Genomic DNA, 22,062 nt, shown 5'->3' with positions numbered 1-22,062 from the left:
TTCATTTATCCTCAGATTGAAAATCTTGAATTTGACCGTCATCTTGTACAATCTTTGTCAGACTTTGTTCAGCCGTCTGTAAGCTTTGTTGAAGCTCCTTTGACAAAACCATCCCTTTTTGAAAAACTTCAATCGCTTGTTCAAGCGGGATTTCACCTTTTTCTAATTGGGTCACAATTGATTCCAATGTTGTTAATTTTTCTTCAAATGTTTGTTCTTTTTCATTAGTCATTTTCTTTTTTTATCTCCGTAACCTGGGCCAAGATTTGTCCGTCATTCACTTGAATATATACCTGATCGCCAGTCGCAACATCACCAACCTGTCGTACTACTTGCTGATTTTGATTGGTCGTAACACTATACCCCCGGGCTAAAACAGCTAAGGGGCTCATTAAATCTAAACCATGGACGGCCCGCGCATAACGTGTTTGCTTTTGTTCGATTTGCCGTTGCATCGCATTATTTAACCGTGGCATGATTAAGGCCAAGCGATGCTGATTTTGCGTCAATTGTGTCTTAAACATTTGCGCTAAACGATCTTGAGCTAAATCCACTCGACGGCTTAAGCCTTCATATAAACGCGTTGGTTGTTGTAAGACCGCACTCTGTTGTACACGGGTTAAACGTTCATCCAAATAATTTAACCGATTACTTAAACTATTAATCATACGCATCTGCGTCTGGTTTAATTCATTAAAAAGGTCTGTCAATAGGACCGGCGTCGCAATTTCAGCCGCAGCAGTCGGTGTCGCAGCCCGCTGATCGGCAATAAAATCGGCAATCGTCGTGTCCGTTTCATGCCCCACCGAGCTAATCATTGGCATAGGCATCTGCACCAATTGGCGTGCTAATTGTTCATCATTAAAAGCCCAAAGATCTTCAATTGAACCACCACCCCGTCCAATAATCAAAACATCGTAATTTACTTGTGCCACCCGTTTTAATTGCTGTAATAGATTGGGAACGGAACCTTGCCCCTGAACTACTGCGGGATAAAGATAAATTTGTGCAATCGGATAACGTCGCTGCACAGTCGTCCGAATGTCTTGAATAACCGCTCCACTCGGCGAAGTAATCACCGCAATTTTCTTTGGAAATGCTGGAATAGCTCGTTGATTTTGTTGAAACAACCCTTCTGTTTCCAACTTGCGCTTTAGCTGCTCATATTGCACTGCCAAGGCACCGACCCCGTCTGGCTCAATGCGCTCAATAATAATGGAATAACCTCCATTCGGCGCATATAAATCAATATGTCCAACCACATTCACTCGCATACCAGCTTCCAATTGGAAAGGTAGCTTCCGATAGACACCTTGAAAAAGGGTCGCATTAATCACCGCATGCTCATCTTTAATTGAAAAATACTGATGCTTCGACCGTGGTCGAAAATTAGACACTTCTCCCGTCAGGTAAACCTCTTTTAAATATGGATCTGCCACAAATTTACGTTTTAAATATTGTGTTAATGCACTTACTGTTAAATATTCTGCCATCCTGCCTCTAACTCCACTTGATGATGTTCAGCAGCCAATTCTACCGTCGTTTGTAATAACGTCGCAATTGTCATTGGTCCAACCCCACCTGGTACTGGGGTAATTGCTTGTGCCTTTGGAGCAACTGCTTCAAAGTCAACATCGCCTTGTAAACTACCATCAGCTAGGCGTGTAATACCAACATCAATGACGGTCGCCCCCGCCTTAACATCATCGGCTCGGACTAACTTAGGTACCCCCGTCGCTGAAATAATCACATCAGCTTGTTGCAATAATTGATGACGCAAATCATCTGGTGTAAAACGATGTAACAAGACAACACTGGCATTTTGCGCTTCCATCAAGGCAAATAGCGGACGTCCCACTAAATTCGAACGCCCTAAAATAACTACTAAACGTTGCGCCAATTCCACGTGGGCTTGTTCTAATAAAGTCATAATTCCTTTGGGTGTATTCGCCACTGGATAATAACCCGCTCGATTCGCAAATAATTTCCCAATGTTGGTCGGATTAAACCCGTCCACGTCTTTTTCCGGCGCAATCGCATCTTGCATCGCCTGCTCATTAATTTGGCCTGGCACGGGGCTTTGCAACAAAATCGCATCAATTGACGCGTCATGGTTAAGCCGCTGAATTAAAGCTAAAACTTCAGCTTCAGTAGTTGTGGCTGACAACTTGAACGTCTCACTATGAATCCCGGTCTTGGCCGCTGCCCGCTCTTTATTGCGTACATAAATTTCACTAGCTGGATCATTTCCAACTAAAATAACTGCTAGACCTGGAATAATATTTTCGGCCAGTAAACGTTGAGTTTGTGTGGCCACTTGTGCTCGGACCCGCTGAGCAATCGCTCGTCCATCAATTATCTCTGCCATTCAAATTCCTCTTCCCTAACTCACGTCCCAGTTTATGTTTAGGCTTTCCTTTATCTTTTTGATTCCGGCGCTTTGCTTTTTTCTCTTTGGCCAAACGTTCTGATTTTTTAACCGGCTCCGTGACCGGGGCTCCTATCGTCCAAGTTGACCGTTGCTTGGCTCGCGGTTTATCCAAATCTTGTTCTTGCGTTAACTTTGCCGTCTGCGCTTTTACGTTGCTTTTTTTAGGAACAGCTTGTGGCTTCGTCCTTTCCCACCCATTTTTACCATACGCGGGGGTTTTACTTTTTGCACGCTCGCTTTGTTCAACAATTTGTTGCCAGGGTAAGACATCTATTTCAACTTGCACCATCCGTTTTAAATCACGCAAATCATGGTCATTTCCAAAGGTCACTACTTTACCCGTGCGTCCCATCCGGCCAGTTCTTCCGGCCCGATGCGTATAAGTTTCACCATCTCGTGGCAAATCATAATTAATGACTGCGGGTAAATCTATCACATCTAATCCACGGGCAGCGACGTCTGTCGTCAGCAAAAATTTTGCTTGTCCATTCCTAAAAGCTTCCAATGCACTTGCGCGGGTCCGGCTGGAATCACCCCGAACCAAAGTTGCCATCGCCACGTGTTCATGCGCCAAAAAGCTAGCCGTCTGTTTCAAAGCTTTCGTCGTATTGAAAAAGACCATCGCCTGCCATCCCTTGCGCGTTGCTAACTGCCGCAACCGTTTATTTTTTTGATCATTGGCTGTCAAAACAAACTGATGCTGCAAACTAGTAGGCATTTGGACATCCCGTAAATCAATGCGTGTAAATTCACGTCGAAAAATCGTTTGGGCTCGTTGATTAATCACCGCGGTTGCGCCAAACATCGCGACTTGAATATCTTCATCACCGAATAATTCCCAAACATTTTGAATTTGGTCAGCCGTCTCATCCTGCAGTAAGATATCGGCTTCATCTAAGATTAGAGTACGCAAACGCTGCAACTTTAACTTTTTGCTAGCAGCAAGTTCGCCAACCCGGCCAGGCGTACCCACCAAAATTTCTGGATGCTTTTTCAACCGATCCAATTGATTTTTAACATTAGCCCCCCCAGTTAAGGCCAAGACCTTTAAGTCAAAACCTTGCGCCCATTCGCGCACAACCCGGGTCGTTTGCATAGCTAACTCTTGTGATGGTGCTAATATTAATAATTGTTCTCCATCATTTGGCTGTAGTAATGGCAAAAGTGGCCAAGTAAAGGCTAGAGTTTTCCCGGTTCCAGTCGGTGCTAAGGCGTCAATTGATTGTCCCGTAACCAGTGGTTCAAAAACTGCTTTTTGAATGGGGGTTTGTTCTATAAAGCCAGTAGCCGCAAACTTTTGGGCTAATCGTTCATCCATCGTGTCTGTCATTATTTTTTCAAGTTCCTCTTAATTTGTGTGCGGATCAGACGGGAAGGTAATTCCCGCTGATTGCCGTAATTTCGTTAATACTAAGTTTACTTGTTGACTTAGCAACAACATTGCTTCGTATTCAGGGCGTGATTCAGCTGGATGATTTATAATATCCGCAAACTTTTGGGCCTCTTGTACCATTGGATTAGTTGGTGCCGGTGTGCTAATAACGCGTTCTTGGCCTTGACCATCTAAATAAGTCACTTTTCCAAGTTCAGCAATATTATCAATCACAATGGTATCACGCCGTCCTAAGATTTCTGAATGTTCGTAAGAATTAGCACCCTTTCCAAAGAGCAAAGTGACATCAAAATTATCATAACGTAAAATAGCCGTCCCACGACCATCAGCGCCATTCGTCAACTTTGTGGCAAAATAATACTGATTATTAGGTAATCCAAAGAGCTTAATGGCTGCATACAGCGGATAAACTCCCAAATCAGCTAAAGCGCCTGCTGAAAACTCCCGGGTCAAAACATTGGGCTGCTTACCCGCTAAATAATCATCAAAACGTGATGAATATTTTTCAAATACCAAAGTAGCTCCTGAAATGTGCTCCATCTGCTTAATTTGGTCCTCAATCACCATAAAGTTAGGTTGATAAAGATGCCGTGCTCCTTCAAAAAGACGGACACTTGGATGCATTTGCAGTAATGAATAAATTACTTCATATTGCTGAGGATTATCAAAGGCTGACTTCTCAACAATCACATTGACATCCGCTTTAATCGCAGCCTGCGCTTGTTTAAAGTGCAATTTATTTGGTGAAGCAATGTAAACAACTTGAATCCCGCTATTTAAAAATTCATCTAAATCAGTGAAAACTGTAGCTGAACTAGCTAGTTCGTCCGCAAAGGCTTGTCCTTTTTCAACCGTTCGCGAATAAACTGCGCTTAATTCATATTCTTGCGTCATCTGGGCAGCTTCTACAAACATTTTTGTAATCCAATTTGTCCCAATCGTTCCCAATTTTAAAGTCATGTCATCATCCTCCTAATTTTAAGTGCTTATTCCATTATTATAACATTTTCCTCCCCGATTTAGTTAGGCTCATTTTGAACATTAACGCCCCTTCATCAGTACGACGACGGCATGTTAAAAACCAAAAAACGGATCAGACTTCAGACCTTGATGCTAAAGAATAACTGGTATCCGCTAATATCTTTAACTAACCCGTTGGATTTCCCATCGCCATTGCTTATGAAAACAATAAAAAAACCGACTACTTATTAGATATAAGTAGTCGACTTTCCCGTCCAAATTTAATTAAGCTTCTTTTGGCTCAAAGACAACCACACACTCAACATGTGTCGTTTGTGGGAACTGATCAATTGGTTGGACTGGTCCTTTTATAGCGTAACCTTGCGTGGCCAACAATTCTGCATCACGCGCTAAGGTCGCTGGATTACATGAAATGTAGACAATTTTATCTGGCTTCATTGCCACCGCTGCATCAATTAACTCAGGTGCCAAGCCCTTACGTGGCGGATCCACAAAAATCACATCCGGTTGAAGTTCAGCCATTTGCCATTCTTGCATCTTCTCTTCAGCTTTACCTAATTCAAAGGTCACATTTTCGACCCCATTAATTTTGGCATTCCGCTTAGCATCTGCCACCGCTCCAGGGACAATTTCCACCCCCATCACTTGCTTAACTTGATTGGCCACAGTTAGTGAAATGGTTCCAATTCCAGAATAAGCATCAATGACCGTCTCATCCCCGCGCAAGTCAGCCTTATCAATTGCTAACTGATACAAAAGCTCTGTTGATTGAGGATTCACTTGATAGAACGACAAAGGCCCAATTTCAAATGTCTTGCCTAACAAAGTGTCGGTAATATAATCGGCCCCCCAAAGCGTCTTATTCGTATCACCCATCATAACATTTGTTGCTTCAGAGTTAACATTTTGAATGATTGAAGTTACTTCTGGCAAAACAGCCCGAATTCCAGCCACTAATGCTTCTGCCACCGGCAACTTTTTCCGACGCGTGACAATCACGATCATCATTTCATGACTGTAATAACCCCGCCGGACCATAATCGTCTTAATATCACCACGATGCGTTTGCTCATCATAAGCATCCAATTGATATTTACGCAATAAGTCACGCACGACCACAATCGCGTGGTCAATGGCTGGATCTTGAATATAGTAGTCTTCAATTGGTACTAAATTATGTGAATTTCGCCGATAAAAACCAGTATTAATCTCACCATGAATCTCACGTACAGGGACTTGCGCCTTGTTACGATATCCCGTGTGTTGTTCCATCCCAATGGTTGGTAAAATTTCAGCATCCAAGTGCATCTTTTTAAACAACTCTTGGACTTGTTTTTGCTTAAACTCTAATTGCGCGGGGTAAACTAAATTAGCCAAAGGGGCAATCCCAGTTGTCAAAGCAGCTTGATTCACTTCATGATTCCGTAAATCCGATTCCTTTAATCGCTTAATAACCCGGCCAAAAGCATAATTCTTTTGGACCTTGGTGACACCCACTAAAACTTCTTCGCCGGGAATTGCGTCCACTACGAAAATGGGATATTCATCAACTTTTACCACACCCATTCCTTGGTAGGTAATGTCAACAACTTCCCCTTCAATCTCTTGGTTTTTATAAACCGGCGCGTTAATTTTTGCCATATTAATTTTTTCTCCTCAAATGGTATTTGCGACAACTCATTTGTTACATCACTTCATCATAACATCATTTACCTAATTTTGCTGAATTTCTTTGCGACAAACGCTTGCCGTACCGCTGAAATAAAATACAAAGAACCAGTAAAAACTACCGCTGTATCAGATGGTAACGGCTGAAGGGCTGCATAGGCTTGTTCAAAATCCGCAGCCGTCGCATCGACTAACGTCTCCAAATTATTTGGCTGCACCACCTGCCTTTGATTTGGTGCATCAAAATCCACCACGGTCAAATGCACCCGTGGATCCGTTTTTAATTGCATTAACATCGCGGGGTAATCTTTATCGGTCAAAACGCCCATAATAATTTCAATATGCCGAGCTGGCAATTGCTGTAAGCTGTCCAACAGCCCCTTCACGCCTGCTAAATTATGCGCCCCATCAATCACCACGGAAGGCTGTTGTTGCAAATATTCAAAGCGTCCCGGCCAGGTCACATTTTGCAAAGCAACTTGAACAGCAGCCGGTTTTAAATCTATATTTAAAGCTTGCAACGCTAATTGAGCTGTCATAATAGCCACAGCACTATTTTCCAACTGATAATTACCCCTTAAGTTCAAATTTAAATTAGTTAATTTTACGCCGTGCTGATTTACAAAATCAAATATAAAATTACCATTTGCTTCCTGTTGTACCTGCTCTAACCAAAAATCACGGTCTAAAATCTTTAAACGCTTTGTTTTACGGTCAATGACCTGTAAAGCTTCATCCGGCAAACGCCCCACCACTGTTGGATGTGTCGGCCCTTTAATAATACCGGCCTTTTGAGTTGCAATCGCAGTTAAGGTATTCCCCAATAATTTTTGGTGATCAAAAGCTACGGTGGTAACCACTGAAACGAGCTTAGACTGGATAATGTTAGTAGAATCTAACACCCCCCCAATCCCGACTTCTAAGACGACAACGTCCACCTTTTGTTCCGCAAAATATGCAAACATTAAAGCCGTGATTGTTTCAAATTCCGTTGGCCCACCGGTCACTTGCGCATCAAGTTGTGCTAACAGTGGTTCTAATTTCTGAACCCACCGGACCAAATCATCATCAGAAATATTGGTATGATTAATTTGAATCCGCTCATTAAAGCGCATGATAAAAGGCGAAGTATATAACCCTACCTGAAGCCCATGCGCACTTAAAATTTGTTCTGTCATGCGAGACACAGAACCCTTGCCATTGGTTCCAGTAATATGCACGTATTGCAACTGATCTTGTGGATTACCAAGTAAGGTCAGTAATGCTTGCATCCGTGTCATCGTTTCCGCCTTCCCAAAACGTGGCCGCCCATGAATTAAAGCCAATGCCGCTTGATAATCTTGAATCATTTAACCTCTCCCTTCTAAGGATTACCGTTACTACAAGAAAAGGTTGGTGCATTTTCTGCGCCAACCCCATCTATGATGATTCCAGAATAATGTGCTCAATCATTAATCAACACCTACTATGAAAACATCAAATTTTGATTGTTTGCTATTAAGCTTGGGCCGTCTTCAATTCAGCCAAGCGCTGTTGCGTCACTGCGGCTTTCGCTTGCCAATCAGCTAACTTTTCACGTTCTGCTTCTACCACCGCCTCAGGGGCTGAATTAACAAACTTTTCATTACCTAACTTACCTTCACCCCGCTTAACTTCACCTTGATATTTCTTCAATTCTTTCGTTAAACGTGCAATCTCATCATCTAAGTTAATTAACTCCTCCAATGGGACAATCACTTCAGCTCCGGTAATCACCTTGGTCATCGCCAACTTTGGCGCTTGCAAATTTGAACCAATTTGCAACGTTTTCGGCTTAACAAACCGATTAATATAATCTTGATTTTGTTCCACGATTGTTTGTAAGGCTGCATCATCAGTCTTAATCAAAACTTCAATCGCAGTTGACATTGGGGCGTTGGCTTCCGTTCGAATATTACGAACCGCTGTAATCAAATCAACTAACCGTTGGAAATCATTTTCCGCCACCGTATCTTGTAACTCAGCATGTATCTCCGGATAAGCAGCGCTCGTAATTGAACCTTCATTCATTGGCATATCCAACCAAATTTCTTCCGTAACAAACGGCATGATCGGGTGCAACAAACGAAGTGTTTGATCTAAGGTATACGCCAAAACCCCTTGCACTGCCTTTTTCGCAGCTGCGTCATCGCCGTTCAAGGTTTCCTTGGTCATTTCAATATACCAATCAGCAAAATCATTCCAAATAAAGTTATACAAAGCCCGACCAGCTTCACCAAATTCAAACTTATCGAAATTATTCACCACATTTTCAACCGTTTGATTTAAGCGTGACAGAATCCAACGATCAGCCAAAGTCATTTGATCACGAGCTGGCAATTCTGCCGGTGTGTTATCATCCAGATTCATAATAACATAACGCGCTGCATTCCAGATTTTATTAATAAAGTTCCAAGCAGCATCCATCTTAGTATATGAGAAACGTACATCAAGACCCGGTGTTGAACCATTGGCTAAGAACCATCGTAATGCGTCAGCTCCATACTGATCAATCACGTCCATTGGGTCAATTCCATTCCCCAAAGACTTAGACATTTTACGACCTTGCTCATCTCGAATTAAACCGTGAATCAACACATTATTAAACGGCCGCCGTCCAGTAAACTCCTTTGATTGGAACATCATCCGTGCAACCCAGAAAAAGATAATATCGTATCCCGTGACCAAAGTATTAGTGGGGAAATAACGCTTGAAGTCTTCAGCGTCAGTATCCGGCCAACCCATCGTTGAAAATGGCCACAATGCTGATGAGAACCAAGTATCCAAGACATCCGTTTCTTGGGTCCAGTTTTCAATATCAGCTGGCGCTGCTTCACCAACGTATACTTCACCCGTTTCCTTATGGTACCAAGCGGGAATTTGGTGTCCCCACCATAATTGACGTGAAATCACCCAATCATGGATGTTTTCCATCCAATTAGTAAAGGTGTTTTCAAAACGAGGGGGGTAAAAGTTAACCCGATCATCTGATTTTTGCATGGCCAAAGCTTGCTCAGCCAAAGGCTTCATGCGCACAAACCACTGGGTTGATAACCGTGCTTCAACCGGCACTCCGGTCCGTTCGGAATGACCAACTGAATGGGTATATGGTTCAACTTCTAACATCCAACCAGCAGCTTCTAAATCAGCTACGATTGCTTTACGGGCATCATCGCGATCCATCCCGACATATTTCCCAGCCCGTTCATTCATTGAACCATCTTCATTCATCGTGTTAATGCGCTCAAGATTATGCCGATTTCCTACTTCAAAATCGTTTGGATCATGGGCAGGCGTAATCTTCACCATCCCCGTTCCAAATTCCATCTCCACATATTCATCAGCAATCACGGGAATTTCACGTTCAACCAATGGTACTTTTATCGTCTTACCAATAATTGCTTGATACCGTTCATCATTAGGGTTAACGGCGACGGCCACATCCCCAAACATAGTTTCTGGACGGGTGGTCGCAATTTCAATATAGTTTTTACCATTTAATGTTGTATCATCCGTAAAGGGATATTTAACATGATAAAATGCACCTTCAATGTCTTTATAAATAACTTCAATATCTGATAAGGCTGTCCGTGCTTTAAGATCCCAATTAATAATGTATTCACCACGATAAATCAAATCTTTTTGATAGAGTGTCACAAATACCTTTTTAACCGCATCCGATAATCCAGCATCTAAAGTAAAACGCTCCCGACTATAATCCAAAGATAGGCCAAGCTTACCCCATTGAGCCTTAATCGTAGCGGCATACTCATTTTTCCAATCCCAGACTTGTTCCACAAAGTTATCTCGTCCTAAATCATAACGGGAAACTCCTTGTTCCGCCAAGCGCTGCTCCACTTTTGCTTGGGTCGCAATGCCAGCATGGTCCATGCCCGGCACCCAAACGGTATCATAACCTTGCATCCGCTTTTGACGAATCAACACATCTTGCAAGGTCGTGTCCCACGCATGTCCTAAATGTAATTTACCAGTAACATTAGGCGGGGGAATCACAATTGAATACGGCCGTGCCTTCCGATTCCCAGTCGGCGTAAACCGCTTATCTTCCAACCATTTATCGTAACGACCTACTTCTACGGCCTGCGGGTCATATTTACCTGGCATGTCAATTTCACGCATCTATTCATTCTCCTTATTTTGAAACTAAAAAGCCCTGACAAACCAAATTAATGATTTATCAGGGCGAATTTTTCGCGGTACCACCTGAATTCAAGACTTTCTCAAGTCTTATCTTCATCTCCTTAACGCAGAGAATACGGAATTAGCTACTAAACAGTTCACCAACTCGGCCCCTTACTTACTTTCAATTTAAGTCATGATTTTCTTGCACCAACCGAAAACTCTCTAAACTTGACTTTAAATTTACTCAATAAGGCCTTGCCCTTTCATTATTTTACGTTTATCTAACCTTTTTTACAAGTTTAATTAGTTAATTAATTATTTAAAACCAAAAACCAATGCCTTCAACAACCATATTTAACGGCTATCTTTAACACTATTTATATTAATATATTTTTATTGAAGTCGTTCATTGTTACGTCCGTTATCGATTTTTAATCAGTTCTCAATCTCATGTCACCATGAATTTGCTATAATAAAGATAACTAGTTATTACTATGGAGGTTTTATCTTTTGAAAAATACAAAACGCACAGGCATCACCTTGATTGCCATTTTAGTAGTCATTGGCGCAATCGCGCTCTTTGGTCAGCACATCGCCGCACAACGTCAACATCAAGCTCAACAGACATCCAAAGCAGCCAGTCAACGGTCAAATTCGCAAAAAGCAGCCTCAAGTTCATCAAAAAAGGCCGCCATTGCTTCAGCGATTAATGACCCAAACGCCACCGCGGTCGCTTCTTCAACCAGCCAAACGTTGATTCAAAATACTAACTACAGTGATAAGCTACAGCAAATGTTAACTACTAATAAAATTGATATTAGATTACAGACCATTTTGATAAAAGATGAAACCGCAACCGTGATTTTCCAAGATAATCAAAAACAAGACGATACCCAGACGTATCTCAATTCGTACGCTAAAGCGACGGCTGTCGCCCTAGCCGCTACTACCAACCAAACTGATAAGATTTCAACGGTGCGCGTGGCACGGCAATTAAGCTTGAAAAACGGTTCTCAATTTGGAGTGGCCACCTTATGGACTGGTGATCAATTAGCTAACCACCAACAAGAAAACATTAAAGACGTCACCGCGGACCACTTGCTAGCCCAAGCCTCACGTTATGCGCTGAATGGTTCAATTTGGGATTCACTTTCACAGCCACAAAAGAATGCTTACCAAAGCCATATTACTGGTGGGCAAAACGCCGATAATGATGACTTTAATACTTGGATTAATAATTCAACGGCTAAAAAGTAAGCTAAGTTTCACCAATATAAAATATTAAAAAGCTCCTCAGCCTGGTGTTAAGCCAGGCTGAGGAGCTTTTTCATTTACTTTATTATGCGCGACCAAATAAACGCTTCAAGAAATTCCAGAAGCCACCTTTTTGTTTTGGTTTGGCTTCTTGATTACGCGACGTCCGCGAATAATTCGTCTGAGGTTTATTTTGTGCGCGTGGATCTTCAATCTTGCGACTAACCTTAACCTCACCATCATGTAGGACTTCAGCCACCCCCGTTTCGGTTGCGCTTTTTTCATCCCCATCATCAAAATCAAGTAGATTAATTTCTGTTGTCACTGCCTCAGATACTGCTTCGACCTTTGCCCTATCGTCATCCTTTTCAAGTGTTGCTGCAGATGAAACTGCTTCAGATTCAGAAATAGCTATTTCTGAATCCTTAGCGCTTAATGCTTGTTCTTTAGTTTGCCGTGGTTGAAGCACTTCTACAATCACCTTTGCTGGCTCAGTCGGTACTTGATCCGATGTCACAACCTCCGCGGCCTCATCACTAGCTGCAGGGGTTGTTGGCGCTACTGGCACCTCATCAACGGGGACAGCTGGCTGTTCACCGGCTTGTTTATTTTCCGCGACAATCGATGATGACACAGCCGCCGAAGACGGTGTAATGCCTTCCACAATCGAATTAACAAAAGATTCAGAAGCGGCGGCCTTTTCAACCAACGCTTGATCGTGGGCTTCTGAAGCCGCTCGGCGTTCTTCAGCTGCTTCAGCATAACTACTAATCATCTCATCAGTCAAGATCGGAATTGTCATCGTTTTGGTAGTCACACCAATTTCAACTGGCACTTCTAATTGTTCACCCGTCACCGGATTCAAAGCGGTCACCCGCAAATCCTCTGGTCGTAATGCGATTGGGATTTGTAATTCAAATTCCAAATTATCATCAACCAAAACCTCAATTGGATGAGCGTTTTCTGGCGTATGCACCTCAATAAAAAGACCCGGCTGATTCACAGATCCCGTCAATTTACGCATAATACCTTGCGTTGATAATACCGCCGTCACAATGGGTTGTGGTGCTTCAATATGTAAAGTGGTTTCGTTGCGCGTTGTTGCATCATTGGGCAAACTAGCCCCAATTTTAATATCTCCATGCGCTTGTTGCCAATCGACTTGAACGATAAAAGAACCGCTCTCATCAATTTCTGGTGTCAAGAGTGTCTGATCAGCCAATTGGACGGTGACGTTTGCTTTGGCATCCCCCACCGACCCAACAATTGTAATTCCACTGCGTTTATTTAATACTGTTGCTGTTAATGGTAATTCCATATTATTTCCCCGTAACTTAACTAGCGCTTCTCGCCTGTCTTAGTCTATATAACTATATAATATGCTAATTCGAATATTTTTGCACAAAATTTATTAAAACTTTTAATTTTATTAAGTAAAAAACAGGTTCAACGTACCGCCTGTTTACCAGTGGTCGTTGCGCCTGTTTAAGCGGCTTTATCAATTAGCCCGAACGATTAAAGTATCAACATTGGCAGAGCGAGTCACATACTCAGTCACAGACCCAATCAAGAACCGTTCAATTGTATTAAGCCCAGTAGCCCCCATAATAATTAAATCGATATCGTACTTTTCGACCGCTTGATGCCCAATAATATTCTTGGGTGAACCATACTCAATCGAATATTCTACATCTTCAACGCCAGCATCTTTAGCTTGTTGTAAATAAGTTTCCATCGTCTTCTTTGCAGTATCAGCTACTTCTTCGACCATGGCTGTTTTAAAATCGGCTACGTTTTGAAAGGCACGGGTATCAATAACATGCAAAATATGCAATTTGGCATGGTTACGCTTGGTGATATCAATCGCCTGCTTTAAGGCTGATTCAGCCTCCTTGGAACCATCGACTGGTACTAAAATATTTTTATAATTCATTTCCGCCATCATAATCTCACCCTCCTTAAAATCAATTTGCTATATACACATTATAACATATGTCGTAAGCGTTTTCATAGGCTTTAAAATAATCTTAACTAAAATAATTTACTACTAATAATTACTGCCAAAATCATCGTCAAGGCCATTGATAAAATCAAAAAGATTGTCATTAACCAGACCACATTTGCAAAAAAAATTGCACTAATGAGTAGCCCCACTGCCACCATTAGTAGTGCCCAGCCATAAAAATGGGCGGTCTTTTGAATTTGATTAGCACTGAGACCTAAAAAGTTACTTTGATGTCGTAACAAATAGATTCCAATCCCACCAACTAAAATTGCAAATAAAATTTCAATCATCATCAACATCGTTCTACTCACACTTCCTTCACTTATTTATTTTTCAATCAAGCCTATTTATTAAAATAAAAAGCCCGTTTAACAAGGTAAACGAGCCTGTAAAAAACTTGTATGTCGCCGTTAGATGATTCGTCAAAGTTGGCTCCTAGTATAAGAAAGTGGGCACTAAGACAGCGTTTGTCGCTACCACATGTCATGGCATGCTCCGCCGGCTTTCCGCCATTCCCGTTTAGAAAGTTGTAAAGCAACATTATGATATTATGAATCACGCGTACGACCAGGTAATTTACTATAATCAAATTATAACGCAAAATAATGTTAGTTCCAACACTTTTCACCGAATTATCAATTCATTTTTCACGTGCGGGCGTGCCGCTTTTGCCACCATTGATATGGATAAAATATCAATTCCAGACTCGCAGATTGGTCAGTCGCTTGGACAATCCAAATTGAAATTTGCCAGGTTACCCAACTCACCACAGCCAATAATAGCCAAAAATTATGCAAGCCTAATTGCATTAATCCAATCCGCACCATCGAAGCGACAGGGGCATGGACTAAATAAATTGTGAGGGACGCTTGCCCCACGCGTACCCAATAATTTGATTCTTTAATTTTTTGAAAGACATTAAAGCCAATAATAATCGTCGCTAGTTTGGGCAAAAGCAAATCCAAGACCGGTATATTGGTCTCAAACCAATTCCCTCCTTGAACATACCGCCATAACATCCCCACCACAATTACCAGAATTGCTCCGCCAACGACCCATGTTTGCTGCCACCAATGCTTTTGTTGCCGCATTAAATAACCTAAATAAAATGCACTTGTCCACCAGCAAACCTCTTGTAAAATTAACGGGGTCAAAATAAAATTACCAACTACAGCTAGTGCCAAATATAGTAACATTTGCCACGATGTTGGGAACTTTAATAAAGACAAAACACCTACTAATGCAAAAATTATGAAAAGCGTCTCCAAAAACCACAAATAGCCCACCGGATGTACAAACATCAACAATACATCAGACCATTGATATTCATTGTGGACGTTTTTCCCCCCCATTTGTTGTAGGCCAACATAAATGACGGTAAAAATAATTGATGGCCCCATCAACGCAATCATCTTTTTTTGCATCTGTAAGCGCCAGGCCACCCAAGTTCGAGGTACCCGGTATAAATATCCTGATAAAGCGAAAAAGATGGGCATAATAAACAAAAACAATCCGGCCATCAAACTTTTAAGCAAAATGATCTGTTCGGGATAAGCACCCGTTTTATAAAACCCCTCTAAAACGTGAACTAGTAAAACCATCAAGATCGTCCATCCCTTGGCCACGTCTACCCATTCAATTCGATTCATTTCTTTTTCCTTTGTAAACCTTGTTTTTGAGCAATTCGCAATTTTTCATACTGCTGTTGATAGCTTAATTCCGCCTTAGAATTACCTTTAGGTTCCCAATACTGATGTCCTTGAAGGCTATCGGGCAAATATTGTTGAGCAACCCAATCGCCTGGATAAGCATGCGGATATAAATAATCAACACCATAACCTAAGTCCGCTGCACCTTGGTAATGTGCATCCTTTAAGTAATCAGGGATCGGTCCACCCCCCCTTTTTTGTAAATCAGCTTGGGCCGCATCAATCGCTACCATTGCCGAATTCGACTTAGGAGCTAAAGCTAACAGCAAAATCGCATTCGCTAAAGGAATCCGTGCTTCCGGAAATCCCAACTGCTCAGCCGTATTAATCGCCGTAATCGCTTGATTCACAACTACAGGCGCAGCCATGCCAATATCTTCATAAGCAATTACTCGCAAACGGCGCGCCAAAATCACTAAATCACCGGCCGCAATAAGCCTAGCAGCGTAATGCAAAGCCGCATCAGCGTCACTTCCCCGAATTGATTTTTGCAAGGCGGAGATAACATTATAATGCGCATCGCCATCTTTATCCGCCACTAAAGCGCGCTTTTGCACACTTTCTTCAATAATTGGTAACGTAATTTTAATACGTCCATCAACATCTTTAGACGTTGACTTCACGGCCAATTCAAGCCCATTTAAAGCAGCCCGCAAATCACCATTAGTTGCATACAATAATTGTTTTTTTGCATCAGCATCCAGATCGACAAAATATTGACCTAGTCCACGTTCCGAATCATTTAACGCTCGATCAACGGCAACTCCCATTTCATCTAACGTCAAAGGTTGGACTTCAAAAATTTGGGCCCGCGAACGAATCGCAGGATTAATAGATAAATATGGATTTTCCGTAGTAGCCCCAATTAACACAATCCGGCCATTTTCCAAATGTGGTAATAGAAAATCTTGCTTAGTTTTATCTAGCCGATGAATTTCATCCAATAACAAAATGACGGTGCCAGACATTTTGGCCTCTTCTGCCACCATCTGCAAATCTTTTTTAGTATCCGTTGCAGCATTTAATTTTCGAAAGGCATACTGAGTTGAACCAGCAATCGCACTTGCAATACTAGTTTTTCCCGTTCCGGGCGGGCCAAATAGAATCATTGATGATAACATTTTCGCCTGAACCATCCGCGAAATAATTTTCCCTGGTCCAACTAACGCTTGCTGACCTACCACTTCTTCAATGTTACGTGGCCGCATTCGATAAGCTAACGGTTGTTCCATCTTTTGCCCCCTTCATTATAACCAGCATTCAATTAATAGCAAAAAAGCCGGAAATCCCCAGCTTTGTTCGTATCCGTCGTTTTTTAATCACAATTTAGTTTCTAATTTTACATTAGGATACTTATCTTCAAACCAACGTTCGGCAAACATGTTTTCAAACAAAAAGACTGGATTACCATGCCGATCACGGGCTAACAAATTCCGTGAAGAAGCCATCTTGGAATCCAATTGATCTTCAGAAACCCACCGCGCAATCTTTGACCCCATCGGCTCTAAAATAACTTCACTATTATATTCATTCTCCATCCGGAATTGGAAAACTTCAAATTGCAATTGTCCAACTGCTCCCAAAATGTAATCACCTGAATCCCAGGCCGTATACATTTGAATGGTTCCTTCTTGCACTAACTGAGTCACTCCTTTATGAAATGACTTTTGTTTCAAAACATTTTTCGCGCGCACATGCATAAACAATTCAGGGGTAAAAGTAGGCAATTCTTCAAACTCAATTGACTTTTTACCCGCATAAATCGTATCACCAATTTGGAAGCTACCCGTATCATATACTCCGATAATATCGCCCGGCACCGCATTTTCAACATTTTCCCGCGAATCAGCCATGAATTGAGTCACATTAGATAAACGCATTTTTTTAGCCGTGCGTTGTAAGGTCACGTCCATCCCCCGTTCAAATTCCCCCGAGACAATCCGCACAAAGGCAATTCGATCACGATGGTTCGGATTCATGTTCGCCTGTATTTTAAAGACAAATCCACTGAATTCAGCCTGATCCGGTTCAATCACTTGTTGATCAGTCGTTTTCTTCGGCGCTGGCGCTGGAGCAAATTGCAAATAGGTCTGCAAAAAAGTTTCCAACCCAAAACCAGCCAAAGCTGACCCGAAAAAGACAGGTGTTAATTCACCCTTTAAGACGGCATCTTCATTAAAAGCATTCCCGGCATCCTGTAAGAGTTCCACTTCTTCACGCGCTTCTTTCCAAACCGGGGTCTGCTGAATAGCGTTTGGTTGCGTTAAGTCATCCCCGGCTGCATTCAACGGTAAGAAACGTTCATCCTCTGAGGCGGGTCGATAAACCTCAACTTGTTGATGATAAATGTCAAACAAACCAGATAACACCTGACCGGAACCAATTGGCCAATTCATCGGATAGGCATTAATTCCCAAAGTTTCTTCCAACTCATCGACTAGGTCCATTGCTGGACGTCCATCGCGATCCAACTTATTGAAAAAGGTAAAAATCGGAATGTGCCGTTCTTTAACAATTTCAAAAAGCTTACGCGTCTGAGGCTCAATTCCTTTTGCTGAATCAACTACCATAATAACCGAGTCAACCGCCATTAAAGTTCGATACGTATCTTCAGAAAAATCTTCGTGCCCTGGCGTATCTAAAATATTAATTCTTTTACCATCATAATCGAATTGCAAAACAGATGACGTCACAGAAATTCCGCGTTTTTGCTCTATTTCCATCCAATCGGATTTAGCAAAATTTCCTTGCCGTCCTTTAACCGTACCAGCTGATCGGACTACCCCACCCAACAATAACATTTGCTCTGTAATCGTCGTTTTACCAGCGTCCGGGTGCGAAATAATCGCAAATGTTCGCCGCGTATCAATTGCTTGTTTTAAATCTGTCATAATTTCCAATCTTTTCTATATAAATTAAATTCTTATTTTATAATTACCATTATACCAAAAACGCCCCTACTAATATTAGCGCATTTGATTCCAGCCACCCGCTTGGTAGGCTTCAGTTAACGACGTATTATTTAATAAACTCATCGCCATAACCTTTTTGATATTCGTATCATCATAATTTTGTGCATTAGGATAAATCCGGACTAATTCGTCCCGAGCCGCCTCAATCTCTACGTTTGAAAATTGATAAGCATCGGCTAAATTTGCACTAGGTGTCACTAAATTATTTGAATTTGCCTGCGCCCAATCAACATTCTTATTTTTGCTAGATGCAGTAGCTTGGTTTTTGGACGACGATGTGTGCGGCGTCCGTTTGTCATGCGTTGCTGAAGACGCTTTATCTCGTTTTACATCTGGTTCATATTGTTGTAACTTAGATTGAATGCGTTGATTAATTCGGTGCATGCCCCCATTAACGTGCAAAGCGCGCTGATAATTTTGCCTCATCACATCCTGATGACCTGCCTCAGCTGCTTTATCACCAACAATTAATAAATCCAACTGTTCTAAAGACGTACGACTTTCAACCGACGGCACCCGCGCTTGTGCTTTTTGATAGTCCTGTTGAGCCGTTATCCAATCATCTTGTTGCACAGCTTGGCGGGCCGTTTTAATATCTTGATGTGCCAGCCATTGATTAACACCGCGTTGACCACTCCAAACTAAAATAATGGTCAAGAAAACAATCAATAACAGCCTACCTTTATTCTTCATCTGATTTCTCCGGATAATATGCTAGTTCATTTTTAAATAACTGTAACCACATCGGTAAAACTTCAATTAATTGTTGATAAGTGATATCAAACCGTTGTGTATACCATGGATCAGGAATTTCCTGATCATATTTTTCGGGCAAAATCTCATATGCTAAATGAACTTTATCTTGCCATTGTTTGGGGCAGCGTCGCTTCAACGTTGCCAAATTTTGCCGATCCATCGTGATAATATAATCAGCCGTTTTAAAATCATCGGCTTGAATCTGTCGGGCATAAATCCAATCAAACGGCACATTTAATTTTCGTAAGATCTTTTGCGTCCCCGGATGTGGCGGATTTCCCTGCTCTACATCTGAAGTCCCCGCTGAATCAATTTTAATCTGAGCTGACAAACCGTCATCAGCTACCATTTGCGTGAACAATGCTTCCGCCATTGTTGAACGAGCAATATTTCCTAAACATACAAATAAAACTTTCATGTATTTCTCCATTTAATTTTACCAAAATGACTTTCCGCCACTGTCATTACTGACCTTTAAATTCAAGTTTGAAAAAATATTCAAAATCTTATTTATCTTAACATATAATGTTTGCTGTCGCATTGCGAATCAAACACCGCCGAATTAATTAAACAATTCATTCCAATATTTTCATTTATATCTCCTTAAAAAGTGTCACTTTTTAACCATAATGCATATAAAACCGGTATAATAGTAAAGATACGTTTTTTAATCAAATATAAATTAACTATTCAGAGGAACACCAATGCATAATTTTATACCTATTTTTTTTGATAACCTCGGTTTCCTAACAATGGCGCTGGTTATCGCTTGCTTTTTTAGCACTGGATATATTCACTATTTTCAACGATTATGGAGCACAGTTTTCATTCAAAAAGATTCTAATCATTTAGTCTTAAAACGAATTCAACTGATTATATTAAGCTGTGGAGTGGGACTCTATCTGCACATAGCCACGATGTTTTATTTCAGCGGTAGCATCGCCCTAGTCTTTCATGATATCGCCCTCTTCTTATTAGTCATTCCTTTCTTATATATTGGTGGCTTTAATCTATTTGAACGTATATTACAGTTTGGTGCAATTGGTTATGTGTGGATTGCTCACCATACCGGACTAATGGTCCAAGGCGCTAATATGTCAGATCCATTGGTTATTATTGCCTTTGCGGTGACCATTGCCTTATTATTTGCTAGTATGATTCCTGTGGTTCATGAACGAATTATTTATCACTGGGTCCACGGAATCATCTATTTCTTTCTTCTAGCTTTTCTCTTCTGGGAAACACTCCCTCGAGTTTCAATGAACATTGAAATTAATCCTCTTAACTCGGCTTTGGGGGTTATCATATTTGTAGCTATGAACGTTATTGTCCTGATTGTCTGGACGCGTGGAGTAAGTAATGAATCAGATAATCATTTTGAAAAACAAGCTGATTATGACGCCTTAACCAAGGCCAAGTCATTTGCGCTCTTCAAACATGACAGCAATGCAACTTTCCATTACAGTACAACCGTGCGGATGCCATTAACTGTCATTGAATGGGACATCGATCGCTTTAAACAAATCAATGATAGTTACGGTCATTCGGCTGGTAACCAAATCCTCATGGATACCACCAATATTGTCCGCGAAGCCTTAAAGAATACTGAGCTCAATGCCGATCTTTATCGGACCGGTGGGGAAGAATTCACTATTATTATTCCAGACTGTTCATTGGATCAGGCTTTACCTGTAATGAAGAAGATCTGGAATGACATTCGCACCACCGACTTCTACTACAATAGTAAATTAATTGATGTCACTATTTCGATGGGAGGAACCGAACTCCACCCTGAAGATGAAGCTTTTAATACGATTTATAATCGCGCTGACCAGGCTTTATATCACAGTAAACGCAACGGTCGAAATCAAGTGAGCTTAGATGATAAGACCGTTTATTCTGGTAATCGACGTCAACAAGTGATGGCTATGTTTGCCTATTTAAAACAGCCAATTATGAAATTAGACAACAGTCACTTTACAAACATTGCCAACGAACTTGTCTTACAAAAGTATGATTTCGGTACTTACCGTTGGCACTCTGATACGGATCTTCGCTCAAACTTTAGTATTCAGGTTGATTTAATTAATGAATTATTTGAGCCCACCACTGCCGCCAAATTACATCTAAATATGACTTTGGAACAAATGTTTGATCGTGATAATTGTAAGGATTTTCTTGCAACTGTGAAAAAGTATCCACAGATTCAATTTGTATTAGAGATTACTAATTTAAATCATCTCAAGCCTACCAATCACGAACGCTTCGCCAAATGGATTGATTTTCTTCATCAGCACAACGTGAAGATCCTATGGGATGATGTCAACTCGCAAATCGACTTCACGATCTTACAGCAAGTAGATGGGATTAAATACCACCTCCAAGCCCATCCAAATCTCCAGTTGCAGATTCAACAATTGAAGCCTTGGATACGTTATTGTCAAGAACATGAACTTATTGGCATCGTCAGCAACGTTTCAACGAAGGAACAACTCACGAACCTCCAAGATCAATTGGGCATCACTCAAGCCCAAGGACCTTACTTTGGAATTCCAGAATTACCTACGATTAGCTGATCAGCTAATCGCACACTCTTTATCAACACATCAAAAAAGGGCCGGCATTCCTGCTGGCCCTTTTTCCGACTCTCAGATGAGACGGCTCATTTACTAAGCACACTAAAAAAGCTTCATTTCATTAATTGAAAGCAACTAGTGAAATGAAGCTTATGA

The 22,062-nt window shown here is 41.4% G+C and carries 18 protein-coding genes and 1 other annotated feature; of the genes, 2 read left to right on the top strand and 16 right to left on the bottom strand.

Going from position 1 to position 22,062, the window contains the following annotated elements:
- Position 1: 1 nt before the first annotated feature.
- From IV73_RS00220 to IV73_RS00185, 8 genes are all read right to left on the bottom strand, one after another.
- Entirely contained in the window at positions 2-232 is a 231-nt protein-coding gene (locus tag IV73_RS00220; RefSeq protein WP_057753226.1) for an exodeoxyribonuclease VII small subunit, read from the bottom strand.
- The gene (gene xseA, locus IV73_RS00215) at positions 225-1,493 is read right to left on the bottom strand and encodes an exodeoxyribonuclease VII large subunit (protein WP_057753224.1); all 1,269 of its coding nucleotides are present in this window, start codon (positions 1,491-1,493) and stop codon (positions 225-227) included. The genes IV73_RS00220 and xseA overlap by 8 nt, the downstream gene beginning before the upstream one ends.
- Positions 1,478-2,368, bottom strand: coding sequence for a bifunctional 5,10-methylenetetrahydrofolate dehydrogenase/5,10-methenyltetrahydrofolate cyclohydrolase (locus tag IV73_RS00210; RefSeq protein WP_057753222.1), 891 nt, complete (start codon positions 2,366-2,368; stop codon positions 1,478-1,480). The genes xseA and IV73_RS00210 overlap by 16 nt, the downstream gene beginning before the upstream one ends.
- Positions 2,352-3,761: a DEAD/DEAH box helicase gene (locus IV73_RS00205; protein ID WP_236697710.1), complete on the bottom strand. Its 1,410-nt coding sequence runs from the start codon at positions 3,759-3,761 to the stop codon at positions 2,352-2,354. The genes IV73_RS00210 and IV73_RS00205 overlap by 17 nt, the downstream gene beginning before the upstream one ends.
- A gap of 18 nt (positions 3,762-3,779) precedes the next feature.
- Positions 3,780-4,784: a Gfo/Idh/MocA family protein gene (locus IV73_RS00200; RefSeq protein ID WP_057753220.1), complete on the bottom strand. Its 1,005-nt coding sequence runs from the start codon at positions 4,782-4,784 to the stop codon at positions 3,780-3,782.
- A 285-nt stretch (positions 4,785-5,069) separates the two neighbouring features.
- Positions 5,070-6,446 carry a 23S rRNA (uracil(1939)-C(5))-methyltransferase RlmD gene (gene rlmD, locus IV73_RS00195; protein ID WP_057753218.1) on the bottom strand — a complete coding sequence of 459 codons (1,377 nt, stop codon included), beginning with the start codon at positions 6,444-6,446 and terminating at the stop codon, positions 5,070-5,072.
- A gap of 68 nt (positions 6,447-6,514) precedes the next feature.
- On the bottom strand, positions 6,515-7,822 hold the full coding sequence (locus tag IV73_RS00190; protein ID WP_057753216.1) for a bifunctional folylpolyglutamate synthase/dihydrofolate synthase: 1,308 nt from the start codon (positions 7,820-7,822) through the stop codon (positions 6,515-6,517).
- A gap of 148 nt (positions 7,823-7,970) precedes the next feature.
- The gene (locus tag IV73_RS00185) at positions 7,971-10,631 is read right to left on the bottom strand and encodes a valine--tRNA ligase (RefSeq protein WP_057753214.1); all 2,661 of its coding nucleotides are present in this window, start codon (positions 10,629-10,631) and stop codon (positions 7,971-7,973) included.
- A gap of 56 nt (positions 10,632-10,687) precedes the next feature.
- Positions 10,688-10,899 (bottom strand) — a binding site (T-box leader).
- Positions 10,900-11,144: 245 nt separating this feature from the next.
- Between IV73_RS00185 and IV73_RS00180 the strand changes: the two genes are divergently transcribed.
- A complete protein-coding gene (locus IV73_RS00180; protein WP_057753212.1) occupies positions 11,145-11,891 on the top strand; it encodes a hypothetical protein in 747 nt (248 codons plus the stop codon).
- A gap of 82 nt (positions 11,892-11,973) precedes the next feature.
- Here IV73_RS00180 and IV73_RS00175 read toward each other — a convergent pair whose 3' ends face one another.
- From IV73_RS00175 to IV73_RS00140, 8 genes are all read right to left on the bottom strand, one after another.
- Entirely contained in the window at positions 11,974-13,206 is a 1,233-nt protein-coding gene (locus tag IV73_RS00175) for a hypothetical protein (RefSeq protein WP_057753210.1), read from the bottom strand.
- A 180-nt stretch (positions 13,207-13,386) separates the two neighbouring features.
- On the bottom strand, positions 13,387-13,833 hold the full coding sequence (locus tag IV73_RS00170; RefSeq protein WP_057753208.1) for a universal stress protein: 447 nt from the start codon (positions 13,831-13,833) through the stop codon (positions 13,387-13,389).
- A gap of 86 nt (positions 13,834-13,919) precedes the next feature.
- The gene (locus IV73_RS00165) at positions 13,920-14,186 is read right to left on the bottom strand and encodes a hypothetical protein (protein WP_157049514.1); all 267 of its coding nucleotides are present in this window, start codon (positions 14,184-14,186) and stop codon (positions 13,920-13,922) included.
- 354 nt (positions 14,187-14,540) lie between these two features.
- The gene (locus IV73_RS00160) at positions 14,541-15,542 is read right to left on the bottom strand and encodes an acyltransferase family protein (protein ID WP_057753205.1); all 1,002 of its coding nucleotides are present in this window, start codon (positions 15,540-15,542) and stop codon (positions 14,541-14,543) included.
- On the bottom strand, positions 15,539-16,834 hold the full coding sequence (locus IV73_RS00155; protein WP_057753203.1) for a replication-associated recombination protein A: 1,296 nt from the start codon (positions 16,832-16,834) through the stop codon (positions 15,539-15,541). Before IV73_RS00155 ends, IV73_RS00160 begins: the two co-directional genes overlap by 4 nt.
- 87 nt (positions 16,835-16,921) lie before the next feature.
- Positions 16,922-18,493, bottom strand: coding sequence for a peptide chain release factor 3 (locus tag IV73_RS00150; RefSeq protein WP_057753201.1), 1,572 nt, complete (start codon positions 18,491-18,493; stop codon positions 16,922-16,924).
- Positions 18,494-18,568: 75 nt separating this feature from the next.
- Complete coding sequence (locus tag IV73_RS00145) at positions 18,569-19,267, bottom strand: hypothetical protein (RefSeq protein ID WP_057753199.1); 699 nt, start codon at positions 19,265-19,267, stop codon at positions 18,569-18,571.
- The gene (locus IV73_RS00140; protein ID WP_057753197.1) at positions 19,257-19,748 is read right to left on the bottom strand and encodes a low molecular weight protein-tyrosine-phosphatase; all 492 of its coding nucleotides are present in this window, start codon (positions 19,746-19,748) and stop codon (positions 19,257-19,259) included. Before IV73_RS00140 ends, IV73_RS00145 begins: the two co-directional genes overlap by 11 nt.
- A 499-nt stretch (positions 19,749-20,247) precedes the next feature.
- On the opposite strand from IV73_RS00140, the gene IV73_RS00135 reads away from it, so the two are divergent.
- Positions 20,248-21,906: a bifunctional diguanylate cyclase/phosphodiesterase gene (locus IV73_RS00135; RefSeq protein WP_057753195.1), complete on the top strand. Its 1,659-nt coding sequence runs from the start codon at positions 20,248-20,250 to the stop codon at positions 21,904-21,906.
- The last annotated feature ends 156 nt before the right edge of the window (positions 21,907-22,062 follow it).

The organism is Weissella kandleri (assembly GCF_001438705.1).
GTDB classification, from domain to species: Bacteria; Bacillota; Bacilli; order Lactobacillales; family Lactobacillaceae; genus Weissella; species Weissella kandleri.
The sequence above is the reverse complement of the archived record's forward strand: the minus strand, read 5'-3'. Positions and strand labels throughout refer to the sequence as shown.

Coding starts and splice junctions, on each gene's coding strand:
- IV73_RS00220 (WP_057753226.1), bottom strand. CDS start 232: ATGACTAATGAAAAAGAACAAACATTTGAAGAAAAATTAACAACATTG.
- xseA (WP_057753224.1), bottom strand. CDS start 1,493: ATGGCAGAATATTTAACAGTAAGTGCATTAACACAATATTTAAAACGT.
- IV73_RS00210 (WP_057753222.1), bottom strand. CDS start 2,368: ATGGCAGAGATAATTGATGGACGAGCGATTGCTCAGCGGGTCCGAGCA.
- IV73_RS00205 (WP_236697710.1), bottom strand. CDS start 3,761: ATGACAGACACGATGGATGAACGATTAGCCCAAAAGTTTGCGGCTACT.
- IV73_RS00200 (WP_057753220.1), bottom strand. CDS start 4,784: ATGACTTTAAAATTGGGAACGATTGGGACAAATTGGATTACAAAAATG.
- rlmD (WP_057753218.1), bottom strand. CDS start 6,446: ATGGCAAAAATTAACGCGCCGGTTTATAAAAACCAAGAGATTGAAGGG.
- IV73_RS00190 (WP_057753216.1), bottom strand. CDS start 7,822: ATGATTCAAGATTATCAAGCGGCATTGGCTTTAATTCATGGGCGGCCA.
- IV73_RS00185 (WP_057753214.1), bottom strand. CDS start 10,631: ATGCGTGAAATTGACATGCCAGGTAAATATGACCCGCAGGCCGTAGAA.
- IV73_RS00175 (WP_057753210.1), bottom strand. CDS start 13,206: ATGGAATTACCATTAACAGCAACAGTATTAAATAAACGCAGTGGAATT.
- IV73_RS00170 (WP_057753208.1), bottom strand. CDS start 13,833: ATGATGGCGGAAATGAATTATAAAAATATTTTAGTACCAGTCGATGGT.
- IV73_RS00165 (WP_157049514.1), bottom strand. CDS start 14,186: ATGATGATTGAAATTTTATTTGCAATTTTAGTTGGTGGGATTGGAATC.
- IV73_RS00160 (WP_057753205.1), bottom strand. CDS start 15,542: ATGAATCGAATTGAATGGGTAGACGTGGCCAAGGGATGGACGATCTTG.
- IV73_RS00155 (WP_057753203.1), bottom strand. CDS start 16,834: ATGGAACAACCGTTAGCTTATCGAATGCGGCCACGTAACATTGAAGAA.
- IV73_RS00150 (WP_057753201.1), bottom strand. CDS start 18,493: ATGACAGATTTAAAACAAGCAATTGATACGCGGCGAACATTTGCGATT.
- IV73_RS00145 (WP_057753199.1), bottom strand. CDS start 19,267: ATGAAGAATAAAGGTAGGCTGTTATTGATTGTTTTCTTGACCATTATT.
- IV73_RS00140 (WP_057753197.1), bottom strand. CDS start 19,748: ATGAAAGTTTTATTTGTATGTTTAGGAAATATTGCTCGTTCAACAATG.
- IV73_RS00135 (WP_057753195.1), top strand. CDS start 20,248: ATGTTTTATTTCAGCGGTAGCATCGCCCTAGTCTTTCATGATATCGCC.